This is a genomic window from Arenicella sp. 4NH20-0111 (genome assembly GCF_040366405.1).
Lineage (GTDB): Bacteria > Pseudomonadota > Gammaproteobacteria > Arenicellales > Arenicellaceae > Arenicella.
In genome coordinates, this window is the sequence record NZ_BAABWF010000011.1 from 45,650 (window position 1) to 69,925 (window position 24,276).

Sequence of the window (24,276 nt, forward strand, 5' to 3'; positions counted from 1 at the left end):
CTAGTTAACCGGATTCCAGCCATCTATTTCAAATACCGATTCGCGGCTCGAATGGTATTATTAAAAACACCGCCTACTCTACAAGTTTTCAATCAGAAATCGATACATTTCAACAGTATGGTAAGCGGACTTACCTATGCTAGATTTAGGTTCCGTAAGGATTGGTCTATTATCTTTATCGAGATAAAAATACTCTCCTCCGTACACTCGATCTTTGAAACTTAATTCAAAAAAGTCCAAGAGATCCTTTAACTTCTGACTGCTTGGGTCGTAGAATGATAACGCGATAATCGCTTCGCTGTGTTGCCACCATGCTTTTAAATGTGAAATACGTTGCGAATCGCTTGGGTCGTACTCGCTAAAAAAACCACCTTTGCTCGATTCTCCCCAAATTTCTTTTTCTAGGGTAGCTGAGATTATTCTTCTACCCAAAATATCATATTTATGCTGATTTTCTTTGCTGATAAAAGTCCAGTTTCTAGTATTCAATAATAGCCAAGCAAGTTGAAAATTATGACCCGGAGCAACACTGAAACATTTACCGTCAGCGTTAGGACATACGCCCCAATCAGAATCAAATCTGATATTAATCCAATTCTTCGCAGAGTCCCAAAGGTAGTCATGCGCATATTGCACATGCTTAGACAGCAACGCTTGGAGCGGCTTAGGGTTAGGAGAAATCGCCCATAGATTGTTCATATAAGCTGTTACTGGATAAACAGTGGACTGAAAACTCTTACTCGAAAAAATGGGGCCATTTTCGAGACTGTAACGCCCCCAAAAGCCTCCATTTTTTAGATCAGAAAAGCGATTGACGAAAGCAATGTGCATCAGCTCAATGATTCGAAACAATTCGGGATCCGGCCAATTTCGATAAAGCTCAACTAACCCTGTAAGCCCATAAGCCTGCTGCCAAACATCCAATTCTCTTACTTTTGGAGACGATCCGCTGCTCAAATCGTACTCAGGCAGAAAATAAGCAAGGCCATCATGCTCAAAAATAAGATTCTCTGTTAAAAACTCAGCCGATTGCTTGGCGAGCGCCAAATTCTCTGGAACATATTTAGAAGAGAATGAGAGCGCATAGATTGTACGGCTTAGTGACACCAGATATACCTTGCTGGTGGAGACCCGGCCCTTATTATCAATATCAGAGTAAAAAACTCGAGCTTCAGGAGAATATGCGTTCTTTTTAAGAAAATCGACCGACTCGATAATAGACTTTATATATGAATCGGATGCCTTCTCATCTGGGCCAGTGGGCGAGCTACTGATATTAGAACCACAGCAAACACTACTTAAAAAAAACAGCACAACCATCACAGTAGTACAAACCAACTTTTCATGGAGCATTTACAACCTTACCTAAATATTCAAAACTTCTAGCAATATTACAATCATGATGACTCAGAGATCCCTAAAACTTCAATAGTTGAACTAATAGTAAAAAATATAGCCGATCACATTGAAATTACATAGAAGAAGCCCTGTTAAAATTCTAGGGCTTATCAAGTGCGAGAATCCTCGAGCCATGGCCTGGGTAGTCACTTGAAATTACTTCGAACTGCATCGATTGAGAAACAATTATTTGATTAACATCTTGTTCACCATTGGAGAGACATCACGATCTTCTGTACTGAGTATCAAATTCAACCTCCATTTCTCCGCCGAATCAGGTACTTCCAATCGTCCAAACTTTATTGATTGCCTCTTGCCAACAGAAATAGTAGGTCCCGAAGAAAGTCGACCATCAACTGTATAGTCTGCTTGCACATAAACTTTTTGACGCTCCGTTTTTTCGACGCCCAATTCCTTATATGCGATTCCTATTGGTCTCTCATAAGTTAAGTAGAGAGTGTTGCCATCAAGAGCGATATCAGCATCGCCAGTGCCAAAACTGTTTCCATCTTCTGTATCATTGTCCCACAGTTGATTTTGATCTGGCTTAAATGGCCCAAAAGCGTCGTTTGTCAATCTCCAACCATAAGGAAACTCTTCTCCAGTCGTCCAAGCGTACGCCAAGTTGTAGTGAAAATGCTCACCATCATCCATAAACATATGCCAGCGATTATTAAAATAGGCTAGATCCGCATCGCCAGTATGATCCATAATGTCTACCGCAACACCATTTTCCCATTCCCCTCTTTTTTCAACGGGAATCGACGGAGCCGTCCACTTTGCAAGCGGATCATCGCTCCTAACAACGGTAATCCGATTTTCATCTTCGTTAAACAAGTAGAAATACTCACCATCCCAAATTATACCAGGGTCATGACCGTTAATACCCTCGATTGGCCCCTCGAGCTTCCAAGAAACTGTATCTTTGCTCGTCCACATACGAGAAGTGTGATCACGGGATTCGTCCGGTGCATACCAAGTGCCACTATGAAAGAACCAATCATTGGGCGCATTATACCCTCCGGTTGCCTTGGTTAGCGGATAGGGTTCAGCCAGTCTAAATGGATTAACACCCTGTTTGAGGGGCTCCAATGAATCAGCGATTGCCATACCCCATCCTTTGACGGCCCATCCACCTATATTAAAAAATAAGACCCATTTATCTTCATATACTCCATGTCCTCGCTCCAACGATTGATCATTTGGCCGGTCTGAATAGTGACTGGGGAGCTGGAGCGTCTGATCAGTGGCGTGATTCCAAGCATGCTCACTTATTAGTGGGTTTCCAGAAAACTTAATCCAATTTTCATCCATTTTTTCTAAATAGCCGTAGCTCAGCCACTCGATATCAATTGTTGATGGATGAGAGTCCAACCAAGATGAGAACCAACTGCCGGCCTCTACAAACTTGGTCGTTTTCCAAAAAGGTAACCCCGTATTTTCTTTCTCCAGCATCAGCACTCCTTCACCCATAAGATCCAACCCTCCTCCTATCGCGTGATTCTTGACAATGGCAGTTTTATCATAAGAAGCAGTAAAGTTCAGCCACGACTCATCGTCAAAAACCTTAACTCCAACTGCTGTCACTTCTCCTGCCATACTAAAGGTAATGAACAGGATAATTAATCCCTTATAGCTAAATTTCATACTCTTAAAACCTATGTGTTTAATAAACTTCAATGATACCGGCTACGTTCCAGATGCATTAAATAGTGCAATTTAATACAACCAAAATTTAAAAAAATGTGCTGCCCTAACCTGTCTCAACATTCATTTTCATGAAAGGATTTGTCGGTATTTTCAGAAAAGATACTCAATGGTCACACTGTAGGAGGCTAAGTATTGGCGAACAATCGGCAGCCCTTCAATTATTCATCTAAGCCTTCAGGCTCTCTCATCGTACAGAATCTGTAGCTATAGCTCACTCAGCACCCCAGATATCTTCGTCGACCAATAATGTAACCGGTTACAGATAGATAATCAAATTTCACCATTCGTTTGAAAGCCCCACCAATCGTTATTATTCACTCTTGAGAGCAGTTCAACTTTAGCAATCTTCTTACTTTGTAAATCTATGGCATGAAATCGCGTATAAACCGCTAACCTATGGATGTTTCTACTGCTATCGATTACCAAAATACTCGCAGCAGAGTTTTCCTAGTTGCCCATGAAAAAGCTCATGCGAGTTTTTAGACTGGAGAAAAGACCACAGACTTCATTGACTCCCCAAATGCAACCGGTTACATTTATGCTCGATTAAAAGTGGATATCTGCACTAGCTAGTATGTAGCTCTCGGCTTTCAATCTCTTTATCGAAAATCGATAAATGCACAACCCTACAATCAGATCATTCAGTATAGGCCTGTTCGGAAAGCATTTTTTGATTACCCTCGTTCACCTAGAAACTGTCTCTGGAATAGCAGAATTTTAAGTCGCTCTTCTCGTCTCGAACTAGTGCAAAAAATCAACGCAGAGAACAGCTGGTGACGCACCAAAATATTAATCGGAGGATTCAAATGACCATTATTAATTCAATCCGGGCATGTTTGCTCGTATTATCAGCCGCACTCGCAGTTACCCTTTCCAATACCGCCATGGCAGGTTTTAGCGTTTCTGGTACTCAATTGATAGATGCCAATGGCAACGCGTTTGTTATGCGAGGAATTAACCACCCACACACTTGGTATACAAGCGAAACCGCATCATTTGGCGATATCGCAGCGACTGGCGCAAACACCGTAAGAGTAGTTTTGTCCAACGGTGGCCAATGGACCAGAAATTCCGGCTCTGATGTCGCTAACGTCATATCATTATGCAAAGAAAACAAATTGATCTGCGTGCTAGAAGTGCACGACTCCACCGGCTACCCTGAGTCGTCAGGTGCGGTTCCGCTAGAAGAATCAGCCGCGTATTGGACTAGCCCTGATATTTTACAAGTAATACAAGGTGAAGAAGACTATATTATTATAAATATAGCTAACGAGCCGTTTGGAAATTCCGGGGTCAATTCAGACACCTATGTAAACGGAACGATTGAAGCTATTCAGTCTTTACGACTTGCTGGTCTGACTCATACACTAATGGTCGATGCTGCGAATTGGGGACAAGATTGGCAGTTCTTCATGAGAGACAATGCGCCACAAATTTTTGCGGCAGACTCTCAAAGTAACACTATCTTTTCCGTACATATGTATGAAGTATTTTCATCAGCATCTAATCAAGAGTCTTACATACAAGCATTCCAATCACACGGATTACCCTTGATTATTGGAGAATTTGGCGCATCACATGGCGGCCAAGATATAGATATTGATTCTCTCTTAGATCTCGCTCAGCAGCATGGAATTGGCTATATCGGCTGGTCTTGGTCAGGAAACGGAGATTGTTGTCTGGCGTTAGATCTAGTCAGCAACTTTGATTCAAGTGACCTTACACCTTGGGGGCAGCGCCTCATCAACGGAAGCAATGGAATTACTGAAACATCTCTCATAGCAACAATATTTGACAGTAGCGGCGGGAACCCACCTACTAACGATGAAATGTGTACCTGGAGCGACGGTAGCATCTGGCCTATATGCAAAGTAGACATTGGTGACTGGGGATACGAGGCTGGTCAGAGCTGTATTTCAAGAAGTATATGCCCCAACGCCGGAAGCATTGGAACTGGAAATCGAAAAATAGATCGTTTTTTGAAACAACAAGATAGAGAATGGCGTCGATTTTTAAAACGACAAAAAGGCGAATACAGACGTTTCAAAAAACGTCAGAATCGCAAACTTAACCGAGTTCTAGATAAATTGTAAAAAATAAACATGCTAGGAACCCTGACCTCTGATAGTCGGGGTTTCCTGTATTGGGAAACCATGAATGCACTAATAGCAGCTGTTTCTATTACCAATTTCAGGACAGATTGCCAGTATTGATAGACATTTGTTTGGGTTTAGCTTGTCGGAAAATCAACGAAAGCCCTACCCGCAATATTAACAAGTCATATCAATTAAGAGCAACCCTGATCATCACAAGATCATTATTCCGAATACTCAATGAAAATCAGCTCTGTTACTAATAGGACCAACTATAGCCTCCGATTAACTTTATTCTACAATCGGTCATCATTTGATCATATTGCACATGGGGGATATCACTTAAACACGAAACGTAATACCTTAGAACAGGCAATGCTACGCCGCCAATCGTTCGCGAAAAATGTAAGAATTCTGGCTTATCGGAAGCGCAACATATGGAAATTGAACAAAAAATTCGGATAGCAGTGGAGGAGCATAGAATGTACTTAGGTCCCAGCCTCTCTCTTTCTCTCCTATCTAGAAGGATTGATATCTTCTCAAACTATATCCCGCAAACGATCAACTTTAAAATCGTAGACTCGTTTTTTGACTAAGTAAATGGCCTGCGAGTAAAGAAAGCGATCGCACGCCTCGAAGATAGCAATGATCCAGTATTGAATATATTCTTTGATGCCGGTTTCAATTCAAGATCTTCTTTCTATTCCACATTTGCAAAAGTGACTGGAACACGCTCTGCGGCATATCGAAAAAAACATAGAGTTTACACAGGAAAGACCATCTGAGTCACCGAGTGATCTGTCTTTATATAAACCAGTATTTGTCCACCCAAAAAATAAGGGCTACCCGCAATTTTCTTGTCATGGATTTCCGAGTTCTCGGCAGGTTCACTTATATGGCGCTACTTTTCCGCCAATCTGGCTCCCCTGTATTTCAAAGATTGCGAATCATTATGATACCGGTTACATTATCGAAAGTTCCCAAACTATAGAGCTATTCCATATGACATACTCAAAATCCGTTATATCTATCTCACTTCTTATAGCTTGTATAGTTGGAGTAGCACATGCAAATCGTGAGACTGCGGGCCGCGCATTGAAAAGTCTACCTCCAATTTTGATGCTAGTTGAAGATCAAAATTCTCATTTATTTTGGTCTAGTTCAGAACTGCGTATATGGAGAGAACGTGCAGGTAAGGGCCCTTATAAAACCAAAGGAGACGTGTCACCCAATAGCCCTGGCGATTGGGATCACATATTAAAGGCACGGAATAGTTTCCATAAAGACGCATTGTCAGACTATTTTGATCCAGATAAAGACCTTGAGTATTCATCTCCCAAGCCGGAAAATCGTGATGGTTGCTATAACGGAAAATTTCCCACAAATAGACACGCGTCGAGACTTCGAGATACAGCGTTTTACGGGCTGATAGAGAACGATACCGCCTCAAAACGACTGGCTTTGAGTGCACTCCTTAGAATAGCAAGAGATCGAAAGATGGATTTTTCTAACGATATCATCTGGTGCAAGGGAAAAAGCGGCGATGGCGGAGTCTTTCTCTTATCCGAATGGATCTCTCGTTTAGTAGTCGCATATGATTTTTTATCGAACTCAATTCCTGCAGACAAAAGGACAATATTGCTTCGCTGGTTTTCCAGTTACGCAAACTTCGCACGTGTTGACTTAAATGAAGGTCTTGAAAAGCTATTTGAAGATAGGACCGCTCCAACACCAGTTCTCTCCGACTATTATCTGGCCGGGCATGAGATGAGAGCGCCGGGATACGCCGGTGGCCCAAAGATTCCAAGGTTGAGCTACTTCTATAATAATCGGCGCGCCAACTTAGCTCGATCAATCGGCATCATAGGCATACTGAATCGGGATCGAAGACTGGTAAAAGACGCACAAAATTTTTGTCGTGAGTTTCTAGCCTACTCCGTATTCAAAGAGGGTTTTATTGGAGAGTTTGAGCGCGCTCGTGCCGACAACCCGAACACGACGAAAGACGAAACCCTACCAGACCTAGGTTGGAACTATGGCATTGTTGCTATTGGACCTTGCCTCACATTTGCAGAGACTCTTTCGCGTCAAGGTGATGATTCACTTTATCAATTCTCTACCTCACATGGTGAGTTTGGGACTGAGGGATCCCCACCAGACAGGGATGGCAAAGACCTTGAATTTGTAGCAGAGACTATGTCTAACTACGTAAGCGATAAGTATGAAAGGTATATGTATGGCCATAACAACGACCCAAATTTTAGAATAGACGCACGACACCCTAGGAACGGAAGTATTTGGTCGTCAACGGCCGATACTGCATTTGCTCACGCCAATAGATTCTTTAAGAACCATTCAATAACATTAGGATATCGGAGGAAACTATTAGGAACTGTTCCCTACCCGATTAAAGCCGTAGGGTCTGGAGGATACTACCCGTTTGGTGGAGAGTCGTCTATATTTCCAGGAGTATTGTTTATGTATGACCTACCTCATGACATTAAACGAAGAAACTAACGTTTCAATTCGGAATCTAACAGCACGTCTAATCCCCTTTATTTCTGTCCCCACAATGCTAGAGACAGGAGTAACGCAGTTCAAAAACAACACTTAAACGGTATAAAGATGACGAATCGCATAGCTAAAACACTTTCTCTAGCCATCATTTTTTTATCTCTGTATCAAAGCCCTTTTTCAGCACAGGCTCAATACAGCACACAGGATGCGGAAAATTTCGCGGCAATATTTCTTAAGCAAGAAAAAATGACCTCAATAGCTTTAGACAAGAATTACCTTAGTGTCGGAACTGAAGGCATTGACCTTTTTACACCGTTGAGAATCAAAACTGCTGACAATATGATGCGAGCCATCAGTAAAGCCGAGGCTGATTATTCTAAGGCAATAGAGATATGCCTTCCAGCGGCTCAAGAATTTCAAAGCGAAGCAGAAGAACTACTTCGTAAATCAAGAGAGCTACTCAATGTCGATTTCGAGACTCCAGTTTACATATTGTTTGGTGCAAATAATTCTGGAGGTACCGCAAACCGAAAAGGTTTAGCAATTGGACTCGAAGTTCTCTGTAAATTCGCAGAGAATGAAGCTGAGGCTAAAAATTTATTGCGGTGGTACACCTATCACGAAGTCGTTCATGTTTACCAAGCCATGATCCGAAGCAAACCCAAACCAAGAGCGAAAAACAGTCTGCTTAGACAAGCATTACACGAAGGATTTGCGGATTTAGTCTCAAGCTTTTTTCTTACTGATACAGGCAAAGCGGAAATGGAAAGAAGCAGTTATGGTAAAACCAACGAGAAGAAACTTTGGAAAGACTTTAGTGCTGCTATGCATGACGAATCGCTTGGAGATTGGATGTACACAAAACCTTCAAGCGACCAACCTAGAGACATGGGCTATTGGATTGGAAAGCAAATTTCTCGCCATTACTATGAAAACTCTCTAGATAAAGCTAGAGCTCTTAAAGAATTACTGATTTTGTCGAACCCTGACCGTATTTTGAAAAAGAGTAAATATGCGTCGTTTGTACACTCATTGCCAAGTCGCTAAACCTCTTCAGCTAACCTAAGGAAAGGTCTACTTAAAAGCTGATTTTTACCAAATCCCAAACCACGACCTCTCCTCTTAGAATACTTTATTTGGTAATCAACTCCTTAATAGCAACTTTTACAATATCGTCTCCTTGATAGACTATATCCGGTGTGACCCCCACAGCTTCCCAATTAAGCCCCGATTTAGAGGCAACAGGGCGAATCTCAGGGACATGTAATTTAAAACCTGTTGATAAAGGAATTCCTGTGCCGAGCATATGCGCTCCTCCACCGGACTTGGAGCCAATAACTACGGCCCTTCCGATAGACTGCAGAGAGAAGGCGATTGCTTCCGGGGCAGAAAAAGACCGGTCATCTAACAATATGGCAAGAGGTCTTTCAGAACCATACCTTAACCAAGGTACTTTAGGTTCGACTAAATCCTTCACATCTCCAAACCGAGATTCAAGCCGTAGGGGGACTTCAGTCCCGGGCTCCAAGAAAGTCCATTGCAACGGCCATTCAGTCTCGCTCGAGCCCCCGCCGTTACCTCGCAGATCAAGTATCAACCCTTGAGTATCTTCAACTAGCTTGAACGCAGCTTCAAATCGATCAAAGGCGGTTTTCATGTCGTAAAACGTAGATATTTTTACAATACCTATATTCTCCTCCAGTATTTCTACCCGTTCAACACCATACCCATTGTATTTTCCATTTGATATCCACTCTGCAATCCAATCATCTTCTCCTTCATCTGCGGAAGCCTCCAGGTAAAAATGTCCATCACCAGAGATTTTTCTCAACTCGTCAGTAACATTCGACGCAAACTGCGAACTGGGGTCACAATTCTGCTGTGCAGTAGCGTTTTTAGCTTGCTTCCTTATAGTTTTTGCCACTCGAATGGCATCCTCTTCTAAAACGTACCTTTCTTCAACTATGTCGGCAACCATATAAAGAGTCTTACGCTCGATATCACATATCGATGCTATAGCCATGCTCGCAAACATTGAAATCATAATTTTTATCCTATCCTATTGTATTGTTAATCATTAATTCAAATTATCTTTACTTTTATCTAGTAAAATTTCTTGTTCAAATATCCTCTTCGAAAAAGATTTTTCAGACAGCCTATCAATACTCTCTGCTAGTAATTTACTTAACGGAGAGGAAAGTTCTGCGTCCAGCTTATTGGCAGCAGCTTGTGTCGCTCGCCATCGACGCTGGAGCATCGGCAACATTGAACGACCAACATTCGTTAGGTAAATAGCACGCTCTCTAGCGTCGCCGTTACCCACTTTGCTAAAAACCCATCCAAGATCAATCAACTTAGAAACAGTCTGACTAGCGGCTGAATGCGAGATGCTAGATAAATCAGAGATTTCCTTAATCGTTAAACCATCCCTCGCAGCAAGAGACTTCATAATTGGGGTAAATCTTGGCCTGTACCCCACTCCATCGTTTTCATAGATTTTTTCTAGATCGCCATCAAGTAATTCAATTAGCCTTCTTAATTGTGTACCTAGCCCGTCTGAAGCTTTTTCATATTTCATCATCACTACACTATACATAACCGCTTATACATAAGCAATTATATATTCAAGTACAAATGAGTGATTTCCCTTTCCTTAACGATGATGATTTACCACTAAAGATGGGGTCAAACCACTACACTTACCAAGTTGACCGGGACCAAATTTTGGAAAAGGTCAACATGGCTTAGAGAACATTTGATTGTTATGTATAGACTCTGTGCTTTATATTTAACCGTAAAGGTATGGTAAATCTCAAGAGGTGACTAAATACAGAGATCGAGTCAGCCAGCTAGTCTTAGGTCGACGGGTTCAACAATAATAAACAAATACTCAAATCGAACGGCGACATACCACCATCGAAGAAGGCCCCCGATGACTCCAGTGCGAACCGGCATATGAAAACCGCAATCTTCCTTAGCAAAATATTTAGAATGAAATATTTTCACTGCTTAATAATATTCAATTAGGTCGACTACTATCTCGATTTCTTAGTCTGGTTGATCCAACGACCTACCTTGTCCTCTAGTAAACTCAATGGGAGCGCACCGCCATCAAGAATCGCTCCATGAAATTCTTTTAGATCAAACTGATCTCCAAGTTCCGATTCGGCCCGACGCCGGAGGTCTTGTATGTGTAGCATGCCAACCTTATAACTAGTGGCTTGTCCAGGCCACACGAGATAACGATTAATTTCAGATTGGATCGTTTGTGCTGGAAGTAATGAATTACTGGAAAAGTACTCGGTGGCCTTGTCACGACTCCAACCTTTGCTGTGTAAACCGGTGTCCACGACTAGACGTATTGCTCTAATCATTTCACTACTCAACCGGCCAAAATCCGACAGCAAATTCTGATAAGTGCCTTCCATCTCTTTAGCCAGCACTTCACTGTAAAGTGCCCAACCTTCGATATAAGCCCCAAAAAAAGCGCGCTTTCGAAAGGTAGGAATATCATCCAACTCTTGAGCAATAGCCACCTGCATATGATGACCGGGAAGCGCTTCATGATATGCGGTCACCTCCATCAAGCCTTTGGGCATTGCCGACATATCGGATAAATGTGCGTAGTAGACGCCTGGTTTGTCTGTGTTTGGCTGTGGCGGTAGATAGTGTTGCGGAGCTCCGTCCTCTTCGCGATAGGGTTCGACGCGCTTGACCACCAAATCGGCTTTTGGCAGCTGGTTGAAGTAACGCGGCAGTTGGCTTTCTATTTTTCTGATGAACGACGTGGATTGATCAATATACGCTTTACGTCCCTCATCGTTATTTGAAAAATAATAATCTGGATTGTCTTTGTTATCTCGCAAGTGAGCAAAGAACTCAATTAAGCTGCCTTGATAACCAAGTTCGCCTTTTATCTTTAGCATTTCTACTCTAATCCGCGCGACTTCTTCTAACCCGATGTCATGAATTTCATCGGCAGTAAGCGTACTTGTGGTTTGAGATATTAGTGTTTGATTATAAAACTCTCGCCCACGATTAAACACTGAAACCCCACGTGGCGTTTTATCGCTATTAGCCATGTCAGTTTCTAACCAATCAATCAAATTCACATAGGCAGGCTGTATTTGTAGAGACATGATTCGTTCAGCTTGATCAATCAAATTCATTGCATCTTCTTTGGTGAGATGCTGGTTTTTAACAAGCAAGGCCGTTTTATTTTTCATGTCTTTATATAATGAAGAGTCTCGTTCAGACTCATCAAAAGGTCGACCAGCGATGACTTTGCTAGCTTGATCTCTGACTTGCTCGTAGACGAAGCGCGGTGGCCTGATACCATTTTCACCGGCGGCTTTCATTCTGGCGGTTAGTTGGTTGATTGCGCGACCAATTTGAGCCAAACGAGAAATATAGTCCTGCATTTCTTCTACAGTCTCCACACTATGATAATTGATCATAAAGGTTGGTATCCGAGTGTGAGGGCCGAACAATTGGTTAAACACATAATAATGTCGTTGGAATTCGTGCTTGGATTTGAGTTCTTCGTGCTGAAACTCCCAAAGTCGATACGACAGCTTTGCGTCTTGGTTCAACTTTTCATAATCGAATCGCCGTCGCATCTCCTCAACACTCGCTTTTTTCCAAGCTAGCTTGCTCCTTTCCGCCAGCTCACTGAAATCATCAAGGCGGCTATATCCTTCTTTGAAGCCTTCTCTTGTTGCTGTCATTGGGCTCATCACCAACTCGTACTGATATTGCTGATCGAGCCACTGATTAAGCAATTTGCTTTCATCAGTTGCAGACAATCCTTGCTTTGAAATAGCGGCTTCGCATGGGCTGATGACGAGAAGATATAACGTCATCAAATATAGTACTTTTTTGCTCATCGTATTACCTTTTGTAAAATTGATTTTTGTGTATTTTCAGCATGTCAGTATGACGTTGCTGAGCGGCACGCTGCAGCAAGTCAGGATGACTTCGCTGTTTTTCTTTTCGCCGCTTGATAGACACAGCACTGAACCTTCAAGAAGGCGAACCTTACACGAGCCACACACACCGGCCCGACACTGAGATTGGATGTTCACTCCGTGCCGCTCTACAAAATCCAGTAGTGATTGATCTGAACGTTGCCAAATACCTTGCACATCGGTTTTATTTAGTCGAACTTGATGCGCACTGTAGTTGGTTGCTGAGTTGATTGCTTTTGTGGATAAGGGTGACACGAACTTCTCAGTCACTATTCTAGATTCCGGTATATCTTGTTTTTTAAGTTCTCGTAGAACCGATTGTTGGAAGGACTCTGGGCCACAAACAACAACGAAAGAACCGTCTTGTGCTACACCTTTCGCAATGGCCGTAGGGTCCATGCGGTTGCCTGATAAGGCGTAGCTAGAAAGTTTCTCGGTTATAAAAAGGTGTAACGCAGTGTTGTGTTGATTTGTGGCGTGTTCCAAAACTTCGTCCCAAAGAGCAAGCGAGGTTTGACTTGTAACCGAGTGGAATACTTGAATTTTGCGAGAGTCGTCGCGTAGTGACGCCAACATTGGAATGATTGGCGTAATTCCAATTCCGGCGGTTACAAAGGTGTATGCCGTTGCTTTTGGGTCTAGGCGCATATCGCCAAAAGGGCCGCTAATGAGCACTTTATCGCCAATATTTAACTGATGGATGGCGTTAGATCCTAATCCGCTTTGTCGCTTGACGGTGAGCCTGATTAGCCTATTTTCATACTTCGATACAGAATAGGATCGCCAAACACCGGAGCTTTTTATGTTGTGTGTTTTAATGTGCATTCCCGCAAAGAACGGCAGCTCCAAATCTTGCATCATCGCAGTGTCTTGCAGCCAGATTGAACGCGTGTCCTTGGTTTCCTCAAATACGTCTTTTACCATCGCTAAACGTGGCCAATCACTTGGTGTTGGCGCGGTCGGCTGGATTGCAGCCTGAGTCATATGTTGATTAGGCTCGTGGTTTTGCAAAACGAAGTTAGAGTCTTGCCTAATTGTCCCGCCTTTAATGACTTTTGCGTAAACGCCACAGTAATGATGCCCATAGTGTCTTAATAGTAACGCTGGGATATTTGTATCTAGCTCACTGCTGTCAGGATTCACTGACGTTGCGCGACAGCGATCTGTTGGACGTAGTACATAAAGCTTGGGCTCTTGAGCCTTTAGTACCTGCCCAAGCCAAGCGAATTCCGACCACGGTTCCGCACGGACGTAGATATTTGCGCGAAACCGTCTACGATCAATTTGGACGCCAGTCACACGTTCAATTTCCGCCAATGTGTTGAGATTTATGATGGATATCTGTGCATCGCGGTGATCCCAAAATCCTTTCTGACTTTCTACAACACGAGCTTGATCTGAAAAAGAACCGTGAGTTAATCGAGTTGAAGATGAGGCAGAAAACGCTGTTCCTTGTGGCGACGTTATGGTGTCTTGACCGTTTTGTGAATCGACTTTCCATAAAGCGAGTGAAGGGTTGATGGTTAAACGTTCGAATGTGCCACATTCTGCCCAATCACCAATTTTTGACGTGTTTGGCTTACCCAGTGTTATCGCACGTCGACGATCTCCATCCAGGCCAGACTCTGGGCGAAGCATCGCATTTTGCATTTCCACACCGGCGAGACCTTTGACCGGGTATTTGAAAATTTGTTCTATACGCATGATTTTGATGTGTGATGGTCGGCTTCGGTGACAATAATAAGAGGGTTGAAATCCGTTCGACCTGCATCCAACAGTTTTTGTTCTTTTAGTACAGCCGCAAAACCGGCGCCACCCGAGGGCGTGGTAGCCACCCCCAGACGCTGTAACTTCTCAACGGCTCGCCTAGCTTCAGCGTCAGAAATGCTTATAAAGTTATTTGCTTCATTTTTTAGTACTTCGAAGGCCACCTGGGAAGGTACCTTGCAGTCAAGCATTCCCATGATCGACGCTGCTCCACTTACACTGGAAATGGCGCCGACAGATGCGCTAGTGAGGAGACACGCAGCATCGACAGGTTCAACAATGCTAATGTGCGGCTGCACTTGCCAATTTTCACGAATGCCTGTAGTCAAAGCCGCTGCAAACGACCCTACGCCTGCTTGAAGGTAGACATGAGTTGGCCATGTACCCTCGGATTCGAATTGGGTACGAAGTTCTTCCGCGATTACGGTGTAGCCCTCCATAATCAGCTTGGGAACATCGGAGTAACCATTCCACGAACTGTCCGCCAGTAAAATGGCACCAGTGCTTTCGGTATCAGTAATAGCAAGCTCCATGCTTTCTTCATAATTTGCGCCAGACCGCAAAACGGTTGCCCCCAATTTCTGCAATCGTAGCGAGTAACTTTCGGGTACAGTGGATGCAAGGTGGATGCGAGCTTTTGCGCCAAATGTGGCGGAAGCGGCAGCGACGCCTAAACCGTGATTGCCAGCACTGGCACAAACAAAGGTCATATGAGTTGCCGCATGTCTGAAAATGTCTGTATTCACAAGACTGGGGCAAATCTGCAAAGAGTCTGCGATGTGTCGGATAACCGCGTAGGCACTTCCAAGGCTTTTAAATGAGCCTAAGCCGAATCGCGTTCTCTCGTCTTTGAGCCAAATATCGATACCTTCTGATTCCAACTTGCAAAGGGGGGAAATTTGATATCTTGGACACCGACTGACGAGATTGAGTGCGTCGGTTGATTGCGTTGTTGAAGTTGTCTTTTTCATAGAAGAATGGTATCGACAAAAAATGATGAAAACTCCACAGATTTTGATAAAATTTGATCAATTTAAATCAGTTTTTTGGGCTCTATGGATAAATACGATCAAAAGTTATTGAAGGTTCTCCAGCAAGATGCTCGCGCCTCGCTTGAACAACTCAGTTACGAGGTTGGGATCTCTGTACCTACTGTGCAGCGGCGCGTTCGCAATCTACGCAACTCTGGTGTTATCACCGGCGAGGTTGCATTGGTAGACCCAGTTAAAGTGGGGCAACATATGACATTTGTCATCATGGTTGAGCTGGATCGTGAAAGGTTGGATCACATAGATGCCTTCAGTCGAAGGATGCAAAAGCATGATCAGGTTCAGCAGTGCTACTACATCACCGGGGAAGCTGACTTTTGTCTGATTTGTACGGCACGGGATATCAGTGATTTTGAAGAACTTACAAAAAGCCTTTTCTTCAAAGACTCAAATGTAAAACGTTTTAGAACATCTGTTGTAATGAGCCGAAAGAAGGTTAGTTCAGCTGTCGCGCTGACGCACGACTAGAAACTTAATAAGTTAACGTCACTTATACTGCCTACCTAAGTCGAAATCTATATAGGATCTTTGGGAAGCTACTGAATAGTTCAGTTAAACTCTTAAGAAGTCAGAAATAACATTACCTGCTACACCCAATGGGCGAGTATCTTAAACGAAATGTGGACAAAAGAATGACAAGCGAAAAACTCATTTTAAAGGCCGAGAAAAAACTAGTACGAATTTTTCTTCAAACTGCTGGCGCGTAAAGGAAACGACAGTAGATGAAAAATAAAAATAATCAACCAATAGGTTTAATTTATGTTGTTTTGTATGAATCAAATAGAACAAACATTTTCAGTATTGGATAATAATACTCGCCTGGCTATCATTGAGCAGCTTTCTAAGGGAAAGACGTCATTGTCTGTAAAAGCTTGATCTCGATCTGGCGCTTCAAAAATCGAGGTTAGACGAAGTCTGACAACAGAGCTTTACTTTTCAAAAAGGCAGAATCATACTCGGAGCGGTCGTTTGGGGGTGATATTGAAAACCGTGGTCTGTCCCCGCTTTTGCCCTGTGCCTTAGCAACAAAAGCCTAGCTTGTATAAGTATTCCTACGTGCGGGATGATTAAAAACCTGACAAGACAGGTCAATGGCATGAGCGCTCACTTCGTCCGTATTTGTGAAAAGACCATTCTAGATATAGCTATGAAGATGAAAATTCAAGGGCTTAGATAGGAAAAACTTTGTACTAACAACCCTGTCATTGCCTATGTTTGAGTTTCATTTGATGTTGACTTCATATAATGGTGAAAATTAATTCACTAGAGGTTTAGAATCATGAAAAACACCATTTTAATCATCAGCTTTGTTGCCATATATTTATTTACTGGGTTAGCACATGCAAATTCTCTCCGTGAGCAATTGACACAATTCATCGAAACGAAAAGCACTCCCGGGATGGTGGTAATTGTAAAACACAAGGGAAAAGAAGTCTTTCATGAGGCAATCGGGTATGCAGACGTCGATAAAAAAGAGCCGATATCCAAGGAACATCGTTTTAAGTGGTACTCAATGAGTAAACCAGTTACTTCCATCGCGTTTATGAAAGCGATGGAAGATAAGGGCTTAAGCATTGAACAAACTCAATTACAGGATATATTCCCCGCATTTAGCAACCATTCACCCATACCGGTAAAAAACATTGCGACACACACCGCAGGGTTTCCATATGGTGGAGATTGGAAAAGCGTAGCAGGATGGAGATACTGGTGGTCTGCGCCACTCGATGACAGCGAGAGTCTCTCAGAGATGATGACGACGCTCGCTCAACTACCACTGATGAATGAACCGGGAGAGAAATGGCAGTACAGCATGTCACAAGATATTCAGGGTGCCCTTGTTGAGCAACTTAGCGGTAGCAGTCTCGACAATTACATGAAGGAAAACATATTTAAGGTTCTGTCTATGAAGAATACGGGCTTTATTCAAAAGGGCGAGAAAATTGCAAGGCTAGCGCCAATGCACGGCTATGACCGGGACGATAAAAAATCATTCGTATTGGAAGAGCAAGACGAATGGGATAAGGAAGTTCTAGCCGGAGGTAGCGGTTTGTATGGAACGGCGGAAGACTATATGAATTTTCTTGATCTATTCAGATCTCCAAATCAGTATACTCACGTGCTAGACGAGAAACTTATCAATGAAGCTGTAAAGAACCAGCTGCCCAAAAATATATCAAGCATACCTCAGATGATTTATCCGAAAAGTGGCTATGGTTATGGGCTTGGTGTCAAGTTAGAAGATGAGGAGTATTTGAGTAAAGGTAGTTTCTACTGGGCCGGGAAAGGCGGAACAATGTTTTGGGTAGACCCCGCTGAAGATCTAGCCGTTGTGGTAATGATTCAATTGGCAAGTGCGCGCGCGAGTTTGGAAAAGTATCTGATTCCTATGGTTTATAAATGGGTTGAAAGTGCTTAGTGAGCGCTAGAGATAGAATGTAAATCCGGCCCCAACCGGATCTACTTTGAGGAGTTATCTGATGATTTTTAGCGAGCTTTTCACCTAGGGAACTTCTGATCTAAATCGTAAGTTGTTTGTCGGCCCAGGCGATTTCGACGTGAAGCGATTTAAGGGTGTGCTTGACCGATTTTTGCGTGACTGCAAGCGTGCGTTTTACATGGGGAAAAGCGGCAGGGAAAAGCGGGACAGACCACGTTTTTCAGATTCCAGAACTTTCCTAATCATGTCCGTTTAGGGCAAAACAGGGACAGTCACTGTACTGCTTGATCGAGCCTAGATTGGTAAATTTGTAAGATCAAGTTCCAACATTTACACATTATCAGATATAGTTGAGCCATTTGAAATGTCATTGACCGCTACTACCAAGCACGTGAAGATTCGCTACAATCCAGATTTAGTTGATAATCATAACCGTGGACGAACCGGGTTTTGTCGACTAATACCTGAACCATTGAAGCAAGCAGAGGTACGTTTTCAAGAGCATCAGCGATTCGATAATTTGAATAACTTTTTTGACGACGAAAAATAACTTTGAATTTATCTTTTCTTAAACCTCCACAGAGCGAAACTCCGGTTATCTTAGAAGCTAAATTTAACCTAAGCGCGGCATGTTATGTTTAGTCAAAACTTTATGGAGTACCTGCAGTTTCAAGTACATATAAAGCCACTGTAAGACATTTAACTCTCCTACCGAGTAAACTGACTATGTCTTGGCCTTCTTGATATGCAGCGTCTAAAATTCCCTCTAGATCATCAAGCGACTCCGTAGGACGTATATCGTTTAGCCAATCGTTAGGTGAGTCAAACCAAAATGCGATTTGCCAGACACTCATCCCTTTAGGTGATTTTTCAGAGTTTCTTTTACTATCGGGTTTGCAATTCCATTCGAAAATTGAAAGGCAGGAAATCTCTCAGCCCCACTATCCTTTATCGCGAAAACTCTGCATTCTCTTTTCCAGACGAAGACAGATTCATTTTCAATCTTTGGCTCGGTTGTACAAATCGATTCTGTCCCACTAGTGACGAAACAGGCGCCGCTTATCCCAGGCTTCGTGCATTTCGCCTGGACGGCTTTTTTGTAAGTCATGCAGGTTTTGCTCTTTGAGGATCGTAGACTGGTCGCCCTGGGCATGCTCTTGCGCCTTATCAATTGGGAGGGTTAACTGTAATAGAAACTGGCACGGTTATTGTATAGTTGCCATCAGACAACAGGTAATTGAAACTCGCCATGCCTGCAAAATCATTCGCAGGTGTAAATATGATCATGCCATCAATGAACTCAACAGTACCATTCACAGCATCTGCAACATCTATGATACTCAATACATCGCTAACGTCATAAGGTACCATAACTATTGTTCCGTCTTGTTTTTTTACTATTATAGGCAAAAAGCCCTCATCTGGGTCACGGTCATTCGCTAGCAAACTCGCTACGGTCATTTGCAATGCCACACTTTGGTTGGTACTCACAGTATCAGCCCCCCCCACAGGTGGGGTGTTAACCGGTGTCGCGATGGCCTCCACCGTAATGCGGACCACCGCATAGGTAGTTGCTTGGCCATCTGTTGGCAAATACACAAATCGCGCATCACCAACAAAATCAGCATCGGGCATAAACGTAATCGTGCCTGCTTCTCGGTCTAAAACAGCGGTGCCATTAACTGCGTCGTCTACCAACGCTATTGTTAACTCATCACCGTCGGCGTCTTGGTCGTTTCTTAACAAGTCCGCATTATGAAACACAACCGGCGTATTCACTGTTGTGGTAGCTAAGTCATTGCCCCCTACTGGTGGTGTATTACTTGGTGGATCAGAACCTTCGGTGACCTCAACACTCACGGTGACTGAAACCGAATCTTGACCGTCAGACAAAATGTAATCAAAGCTGGCATCACCAAAAAAGTCGGAAGCGGGCGTGAACTGCACTGTCCCTGCATCAAGGTCAAGCACAGCGGTGCCGTTAACCATGTCAGCCACCGCAGTAATGGATAGAACATCATTGTCTGCATCATTGTCATTACCTAACAACTCAGTAATTTGCAAAGTAAGCCCAACACCTTGCTGGGTACTGGCCTGATCTATACCACCCATTGGTGGGGTGTTAACGGGAGGGGTTGAGCTATTATTGCCCTGTGCATCAATTTGCAATAAGTACGCCACCAAATCAGCTTGGCTTTGGGTGGGTAGCTGGTTAACCAAAGTGTGCGCACTGGCATTGGCTATATCGTCGCTACGACTTATGGTGATGTCATCAATGATGATAGCACCACTGTCCGATTGACGACTAATGGTAACTGTGTTTTCTGAGCCTGGTGATAAGCTTATTGGCAGTGTTGGTGTATCCGCCATACTCGGCACTTCATCACCGAATGTCGCCATATTGGATAAAGTCATGACATGTTCTTGACCATTAACATTAATCACCACGTTAGATGGATTACCAACACCCAGCCCCATACCGCGCAAGCTAATTAAAGAATCGCCACCATTGCCACCATCGACATCATTCAAAGTGATCAAATCACTGGTACTGTCACGTAAGCGTACTGCACTTGGACTTGCATTGGGATCACTGCGACGAAGGTTTTCAAATACGCTTTGAGTCTCTATTACAGCACCAACGATATCTGCCTCTTCGGCTTGGAAAACATCTCCTCCCACAGTATTAAACACAGATTGCATTGTAACTGCACGACCATCATGCAAATAAGGTGCTGATGCAAAGAGTTCAAACAAAGGTGGGGTACGAATGCCGTGTAACACGTCGCCAAGGCGTTGCCCTGAATAGACTCTCAGTGTACCCACATCGTGCAATTGGCCATCCGAAAACCCGTCGCCACTGTGACAACTAATACAATTTTGTTCAACAAAGAGCACTCGCCCACGCCGTGCTTCTGCGGTTAGTAAGCCAGTATCAGTACGATGAGGGCTGTTCAACAAAGATTCGTCGGCCAAGGAGTTGACATACTCCGCCAAATTATCCAAATCGTCACTTAAGCCGACTTTTGGGGTTCCTAGCGGTGAAGTTTGTGCGTACTCTTCGTTCGTCAAAAAGCCCAAGCCTAGGAAGCGATCACGGATATCATGCTCAAAATCCTGAATTTCATCAAAATTGCCAGACCAATGAACTGCGCCAAATCGCACCCCTTCTCGTCCATTTAGCGACGGCGTATTACGCAAACCTTCACCACGACCGGTAAAATCCCATGTTCTGCCATCGTGTGACCCGTCTATATGACAAGTCGCACAGCTAATATAGCCTTCTGCACTCATGCGCTCGTCACTGGCATTATAGAAAATTTGTTTGCCTGCTAATACCGCTGGCGTAAGCACTTCGTCAGTGACTGTATTGATGGTTTCAATTGTCGGATTCAGACCACCAAAGTTAAGAAAGTTTTCAACATCAATTTGACTAACGCTACGCTCCGTGAAGTTTTTCACATAGAGGTGCGTATTTTCAGTGTCCATACATAGACCTTGAGGTGCTAAACCAGTCTGGAATAAGCCGCTTTCTTGCCCCAAGCTGCCTGTCTCATTAACTGGAAACGCCAATACCGTGTTGTTGCCCTGCGTGGTAACAAACAAATAATCAAGCTGTGGTGAAAAAGCCAAGGCTGATGGCGAGTCACGGTTGTCTAAATCGGTACGAAAATCGTAATTTTCTACATTAGCATTCAAGTCAATCATGCCGACCAAAGTTCTTACTGTGTTGTCGTCATCCAAATCACTACCAGTGAGCATGCCTTTGTCTGTATTGGCTTTTTGTGCTGCGTAGTAGGCACGATCACCCCCGGCCGTGATGATGATAGACGTCAAATAATTGGGTACACCATGACCATTAGAAATGGTATCCGGGTCATCACTTTTCAGTAGTTCAATGGTTCTGGTTAAGGTGAAGCTACTGGTATCGATATCCCAGATTTGCCCAGTATTTTGAGGTGAAATAAAACGGGTCACCAGAAGTCGGCTGTCGTCGTTGGTAATAGCAATAGCGCGAGGTGTTGGACCAAGCGCGATGCGCCCTGTTTCTTCACGAGTTGCTACGGCAAAACGCGCTAATTCACCACTACCGTATAAGGTGGCATAAACATCGCTACCCCCGTGAGAAGCGACCAAGCCAAACGGTGCACTGCCATAGCCAGTCGCGATGTGCGAAATTAAGTTACCTTCAGGGCCGTAAACGTCTACACCATCGGATGCCATACCTGCCACCCAAATGTTGCCGTCGTTCGCGACTAATACGCTACGCGGGTCATCTGAGTCGGTTAATTCAACTGCGATAGTTTGTGTCGACTTAGCAATTCCCATCACCGCATCATTATCGGGGTTAACAGCCCACAGTAGTTCCTCATCTGACGAACACGCTAGCTGCGAACTGGTGTGAACAATCGGTGCAGGTGGCGGAGGTAGAGTGCCATCGTTGGGAAAAATACGCCGCCAATTAAGATTAGAATTAATATGCCCATTCGCATCGCGCACTAACAACCGAGTTCCATAGTAAGCGGCCTCTGGGTAAACTATCGAAAAACTAGGGGTCGTCGACCAATCCGACATGGGTTCTCCATCTATGCCTGAAGAAAACCGATACTCTAAAGGTTCAACACCTGTAGCTTGCGCTAACAATGTTGTGGTGGCATTCGCCATCGGCTCGGAAGAGGCCGTAGTAAAACTGATAATTTCCGGTGGTGGGAGCTGGTTGGTCGCGGCGGCCGTAGTAAATTCAAACGTAAACTCAGGCATGGCGTTGCCCATATAGTCCTGAATGCCAGTCAGAATGACTTCATAGTTTGTCTCGGGCAATAAGTGACCATCGGGGTCAATGGTGAGCATTCCACTGTGGGAAAAACGAAAGTTTAACCCAATGGGCTCCCCCCCTAATGGGCGTACTATAATGTTTTGTCCAGGCACCATCGTCACACCACGTAGCTTTTCGGGGATATGAATGCTAATGGGTAAGTTGATTGGGTAGTTCGTGCGTCCGTCTTGCGGAATATGATAGGCCACAAACGGCGGCCGTGTATCCGGCGCTGACTGATGTACCCACAATGACATACCCTGTTCAGTCACCGGGCCAAATGCGTCGATACCTCCAGCCACTAAAATATTGCCAAGTGGCAAGGAATACTGACTCATATCATGCCGCCCATCATGTGGAATCGACATATCGACTCGACAGTCTTCGATATGCACTTTATAACGATCTAAAAACGCATGATCATCTTGAAAGTTGACATACATAGGTTCGCCCGGCAATTCGATGTAACAATGCAAACGTAGATTCTCAGGGTCTTCAAAATCCACCACGGTAATAGCACCGGTAGTTGTTCCAATAGCTTCATTAGGCCTGCTTGCAAATACCATATAATGGCCGTAAATTTCCGCACCATAACCACCGATGCCACGTTCTCGGCCTACTGGGCCAATATGATCATTAATTAGATCCAGTAATACAGGGTTACTGGGATCTGACACATCATAAGTCGCCATACCGGTATTACTCTGGTCACTGGCATGGATCATTATATCGCCCACAAACATGGAAAAGCCGATCACACCGGTCATCCCCAAGTGATCCCACTGTGACATAATTTGATCGTCCAAATAAAGCTCAGAGTCACGTGCCACAAACCCATAAGTGCCATAATTGGTTGCGCTCCAAGGGAAAAAAATACTTGATAAGTTAGATAAGTTTCTAGGGTTAACACCTAACCATGACTCTTCACTTACCTCACCATTAGCAGCGAGCGTAAACCCCTCCCCATTGCCCTTATCAATTTGAACTTGCCCAGTCACTTGATCGTAAATTTTTACGGTGCCGTGAGCCTGGTAAGGCATCGATGTAAAACTGCCATTTGTCACCAAACGAGGACTGGAAGGGTCGGATAAGTCCCATACTTGGTTCAACATACTACTTCCCGGTGCACTGCCAGGCGCTTCTGGGATAGTACAAACATATCCACCGCATGGCTCCATGATTGCCAAACGACCCATTTGGTTCATCTCTGGCACATCAATCGAGCTGGAAATTAGCGTGCCTGGCTCCCCTCGAGTAATATTAGGAATGTACTGAGCGTGTACTAAAGATGATGCTAGGCCAACATATGCGACTAGGAGGATTTGTTTGATAGTGGCAGAAAAGTACATGGTTATATTTGTAGTGGCGGTGATTGATGAGCCCGATGAATATACATGTACACAAAATCAAGGAGGGATAACATTCCTAATTCGACCAGCCCCGGTATTCACCCGATAAACGGTATTTTTATTGCTCAAGCTGGTTTACAAACTACTCGACGGCCTGAGACTGAGTTCAA

Annotated in this window: 15 protein-coding genes; 7 read left to right on the plus strand and 8 right to left on the minus strand. The window is 43.8% G+C overall.

Annotated features, from left to right (window positions below):
- Positions 1 to 78 precede the first annotated feature (78 nt).
- Positions 79 to 1,353, minus strand: a complete 1,275-nt coding sequence (locus ABWW54_RS17735; RefSeq protein WP_353414221.1) for an AGE family epimerase/isomerase — start codon at positions 1,351 to 1,353, stop codon at positions 79 to 81.
- A 231-nt stretch (positions 1,354 to 1,584) separates the two neighbouring features.
- Complete coding sequence (locus tag ABWW54_RS17740; protein WP_353414222.1) at positions 1,585 to 3,045, minus strand: glycoside hydrolase family protein; 1,461 nt, start codon at positions 3,043 to 3,045, stop codon at positions 1,585 to 1,587.
- 869 nt (positions 3,046 to 3,914) lie between these two features.
- Here ABWW54_RS17740 and ABWW54_RS17745 point away from each other — a divergent pair.
- The 4 genes from ABWW54_RS17745 (at position 3,915) to ABWW54_RS17760 (ending at position 8,765) form a co-directional block, all read left to right on the plus strand.
- The gene (locus ABWW54_RS17745; RefSeq protein ID WP_353414224.1) at positions 3,915 to 5,201 is read left to right on the plus strand and encodes a cellulase family glycosylhydrolase; all 1,287 of its coding nucleotides are present in this window, start codon (positions 3,915 to 3,917) and stop codon (positions 5,199 to 5,201) included.
- Positions 5,202 to 5,806: 605 nt separating this feature from the next.
- Positions 5,807 to 5,986, plus strand: coding sequence for a helix-turn-helix domain-containing protein (locus ABWW54_RS17750; RefSeq protein ID WP_353414311.1), 180 nt, complete (start codon positions 5,807 to 5,809; stop codon positions 5,984 to 5,986).
- 310 nt (positions 5,987 to 6,296) lie between these two features.
- Positions 6,297 to 7,718 (plus strand): hypothetical protein, encoded by a 1,422-nt coding sequence (locus ABWW54_RS17755; protein ID WP_353414226.1) that lies wholly within the window; start codon positions 6,297 to 6,299, stop codon positions 7,716 to 7,718.
- 108 nt (positions 7,719 to 7,826) lie between these two features.
- A complete protein-coding gene (locus tag ABWW54_RS17760; protein ID WP_353414228.1) occupies positions 7,827 to 8,765 on the plus strand; it encodes a gliding motility protein GldB-related protein in 939 nt (312 codons plus the stop codon).
- Positions 8,766 to 8,850: 85 nt separating this feature from the next.
- Here the strand turns inward: ABWW54_RS17760 and ABWW54_RS17765 are convergent, their stop codons facing one another.
- The 5 genes from ABWW54_RS17765 to ABWW54_RS17785 all read right to left on the minus strand — a co-directional run bounded on the left by ABWW54_RS17765 (position 8,851) and on the right by ABWW54_RS17785 (position 15,423).
- The gene (locus ABWW54_RS17765) at positions 8,851 to 9,741 is read right to left on the minus strand and encodes a S41 family peptidase (RefSeq protein WP_353414230.1); all 891 of its coding nucleotides are present in this window, start codon (positions 9,739 to 9,741) and stop codon (positions 8,851 to 8,853) included.
- Positions 9,742 to 9,795: 54 nt separating this feature from the next.
- Positions 9,796 to 10,299 (minus strand): MarR family winged helix-turn-helix transcriptional regulator, encoded by a 504-nt coding sequence (locus ABWW54_RS17770; protein ID WP_353414231.1) that lies wholly within the window; start codon positions 10,297 to 10,299, stop codon positions 9,796 to 9,798.
- Between the two features lie 454 nt (positions 10,300 to 10,753).
- Positions 10,754 to 12,604 carry a DUF885 domain-containing protein gene (locus ABWW54_RS17775; protein ID WP_353414233.1) on the minus strand — a complete coding sequence of 617 codons (1,851 nt, stop codon included), beginning with the start codon at positions 12,602 to 12,604 and terminating at the stop codon, positions 10,754 to 10,756.
- Between the two features lie 36 nt (positions 12,605 to 12,640).
- A complete protein-coding gene (locus ABWW54_RS17780) occupies positions 12,641 to 14,389 on the minus strand; it encodes a 2Fe-2S iron-sulfur cluster-binding protein (RefSeq protein ID WP_353414235.1) in 1,749 nt (582 codons plus the stop codon).
- Positions 14,380 to 15,423: a pyridoxal-phosphate dependent enzyme gene (locus tag ABWW54_RS17785; protein WP_353414237.1), complete on the minus strand. Its 1,044-nt coding sequence runs from the start codon at positions 15,421 to 15,423 to the stop codon at positions 14,380 to 14,382. Before ABWW54_RS17785 ends, ABWW54_RS17780 begins: the two co-directional genes overlap by 10 nt.
- 84 nt (positions 15,424 to 15,507) lie before the next feature.
- Between ABWW54_RS17785 and ABWW54_RS17790 the strand changes: the two genes are divergently transcribed.
- The 3 genes from ABWW54_RS17790 to ABWW54_RS17800 all read left to right on the plus strand — a co-directional run bounded on the left by ABWW54_RS17790 (position 15,508) and on the right by ABWW54_RS17800 (position 18,491).
- Positions 15,508 to 15,969, plus strand: coding sequence for an Lrp/AsnC family transcriptional regulator (locus tag ABWW54_RS17790; RefSeq protein WP_353414239.1), 462 nt, complete (start codon positions 15,508 to 15,510; stop codon positions 15,967 to 15,969).
- A gap of 811 nt (positions 15,970 to 16,780) precedes the next feature.
- The gene (locus ABWW54_RS17795; protein WP_353414241.1) at positions 16,781 to 17,920 is read left to right on the plus strand and encodes a serine hydrolase domain-containing protein; all 1,140 of its coding nucleotides are present in this window, start codon (positions 16,781 to 16,783) and stop codon (positions 17,918 to 17,920) included.
- A gap of 385 nt (positions 17,921 to 18,305) precedes the next feature.
- Positions 18,306 to 18,491 carry a hypothetical protein gene (locus ABWW54_RS17800; RefSeq protein ID WP_353414242.1) on the plus strand — a complete coding sequence of 62 codons (186 nt, stop codon included), beginning with the start codon at positions 18,306 to 18,308 and terminating at the stop codon, positions 18,489 to 18,491.
- 617 nt (positions 18,492 to 19,108) lie between these two features.
- Here the strand turns inward: ABWW54_RS17800 and ABWW54_RS17805 are convergent.
- Positions 19,109 to 24,106 (minus strand): cadherin-like domain-containing protein, encoded by a 4,998-nt coding sequence (locus ABWW54_RS17805; protein ID WP_353414244.1) that lies wholly within the window; start codon positions 24,104 to 24,106, stop codon positions 19,109 to 19,111.
- Positions 24,107 to 24,276: the final 170 nt, after the last annotated feature.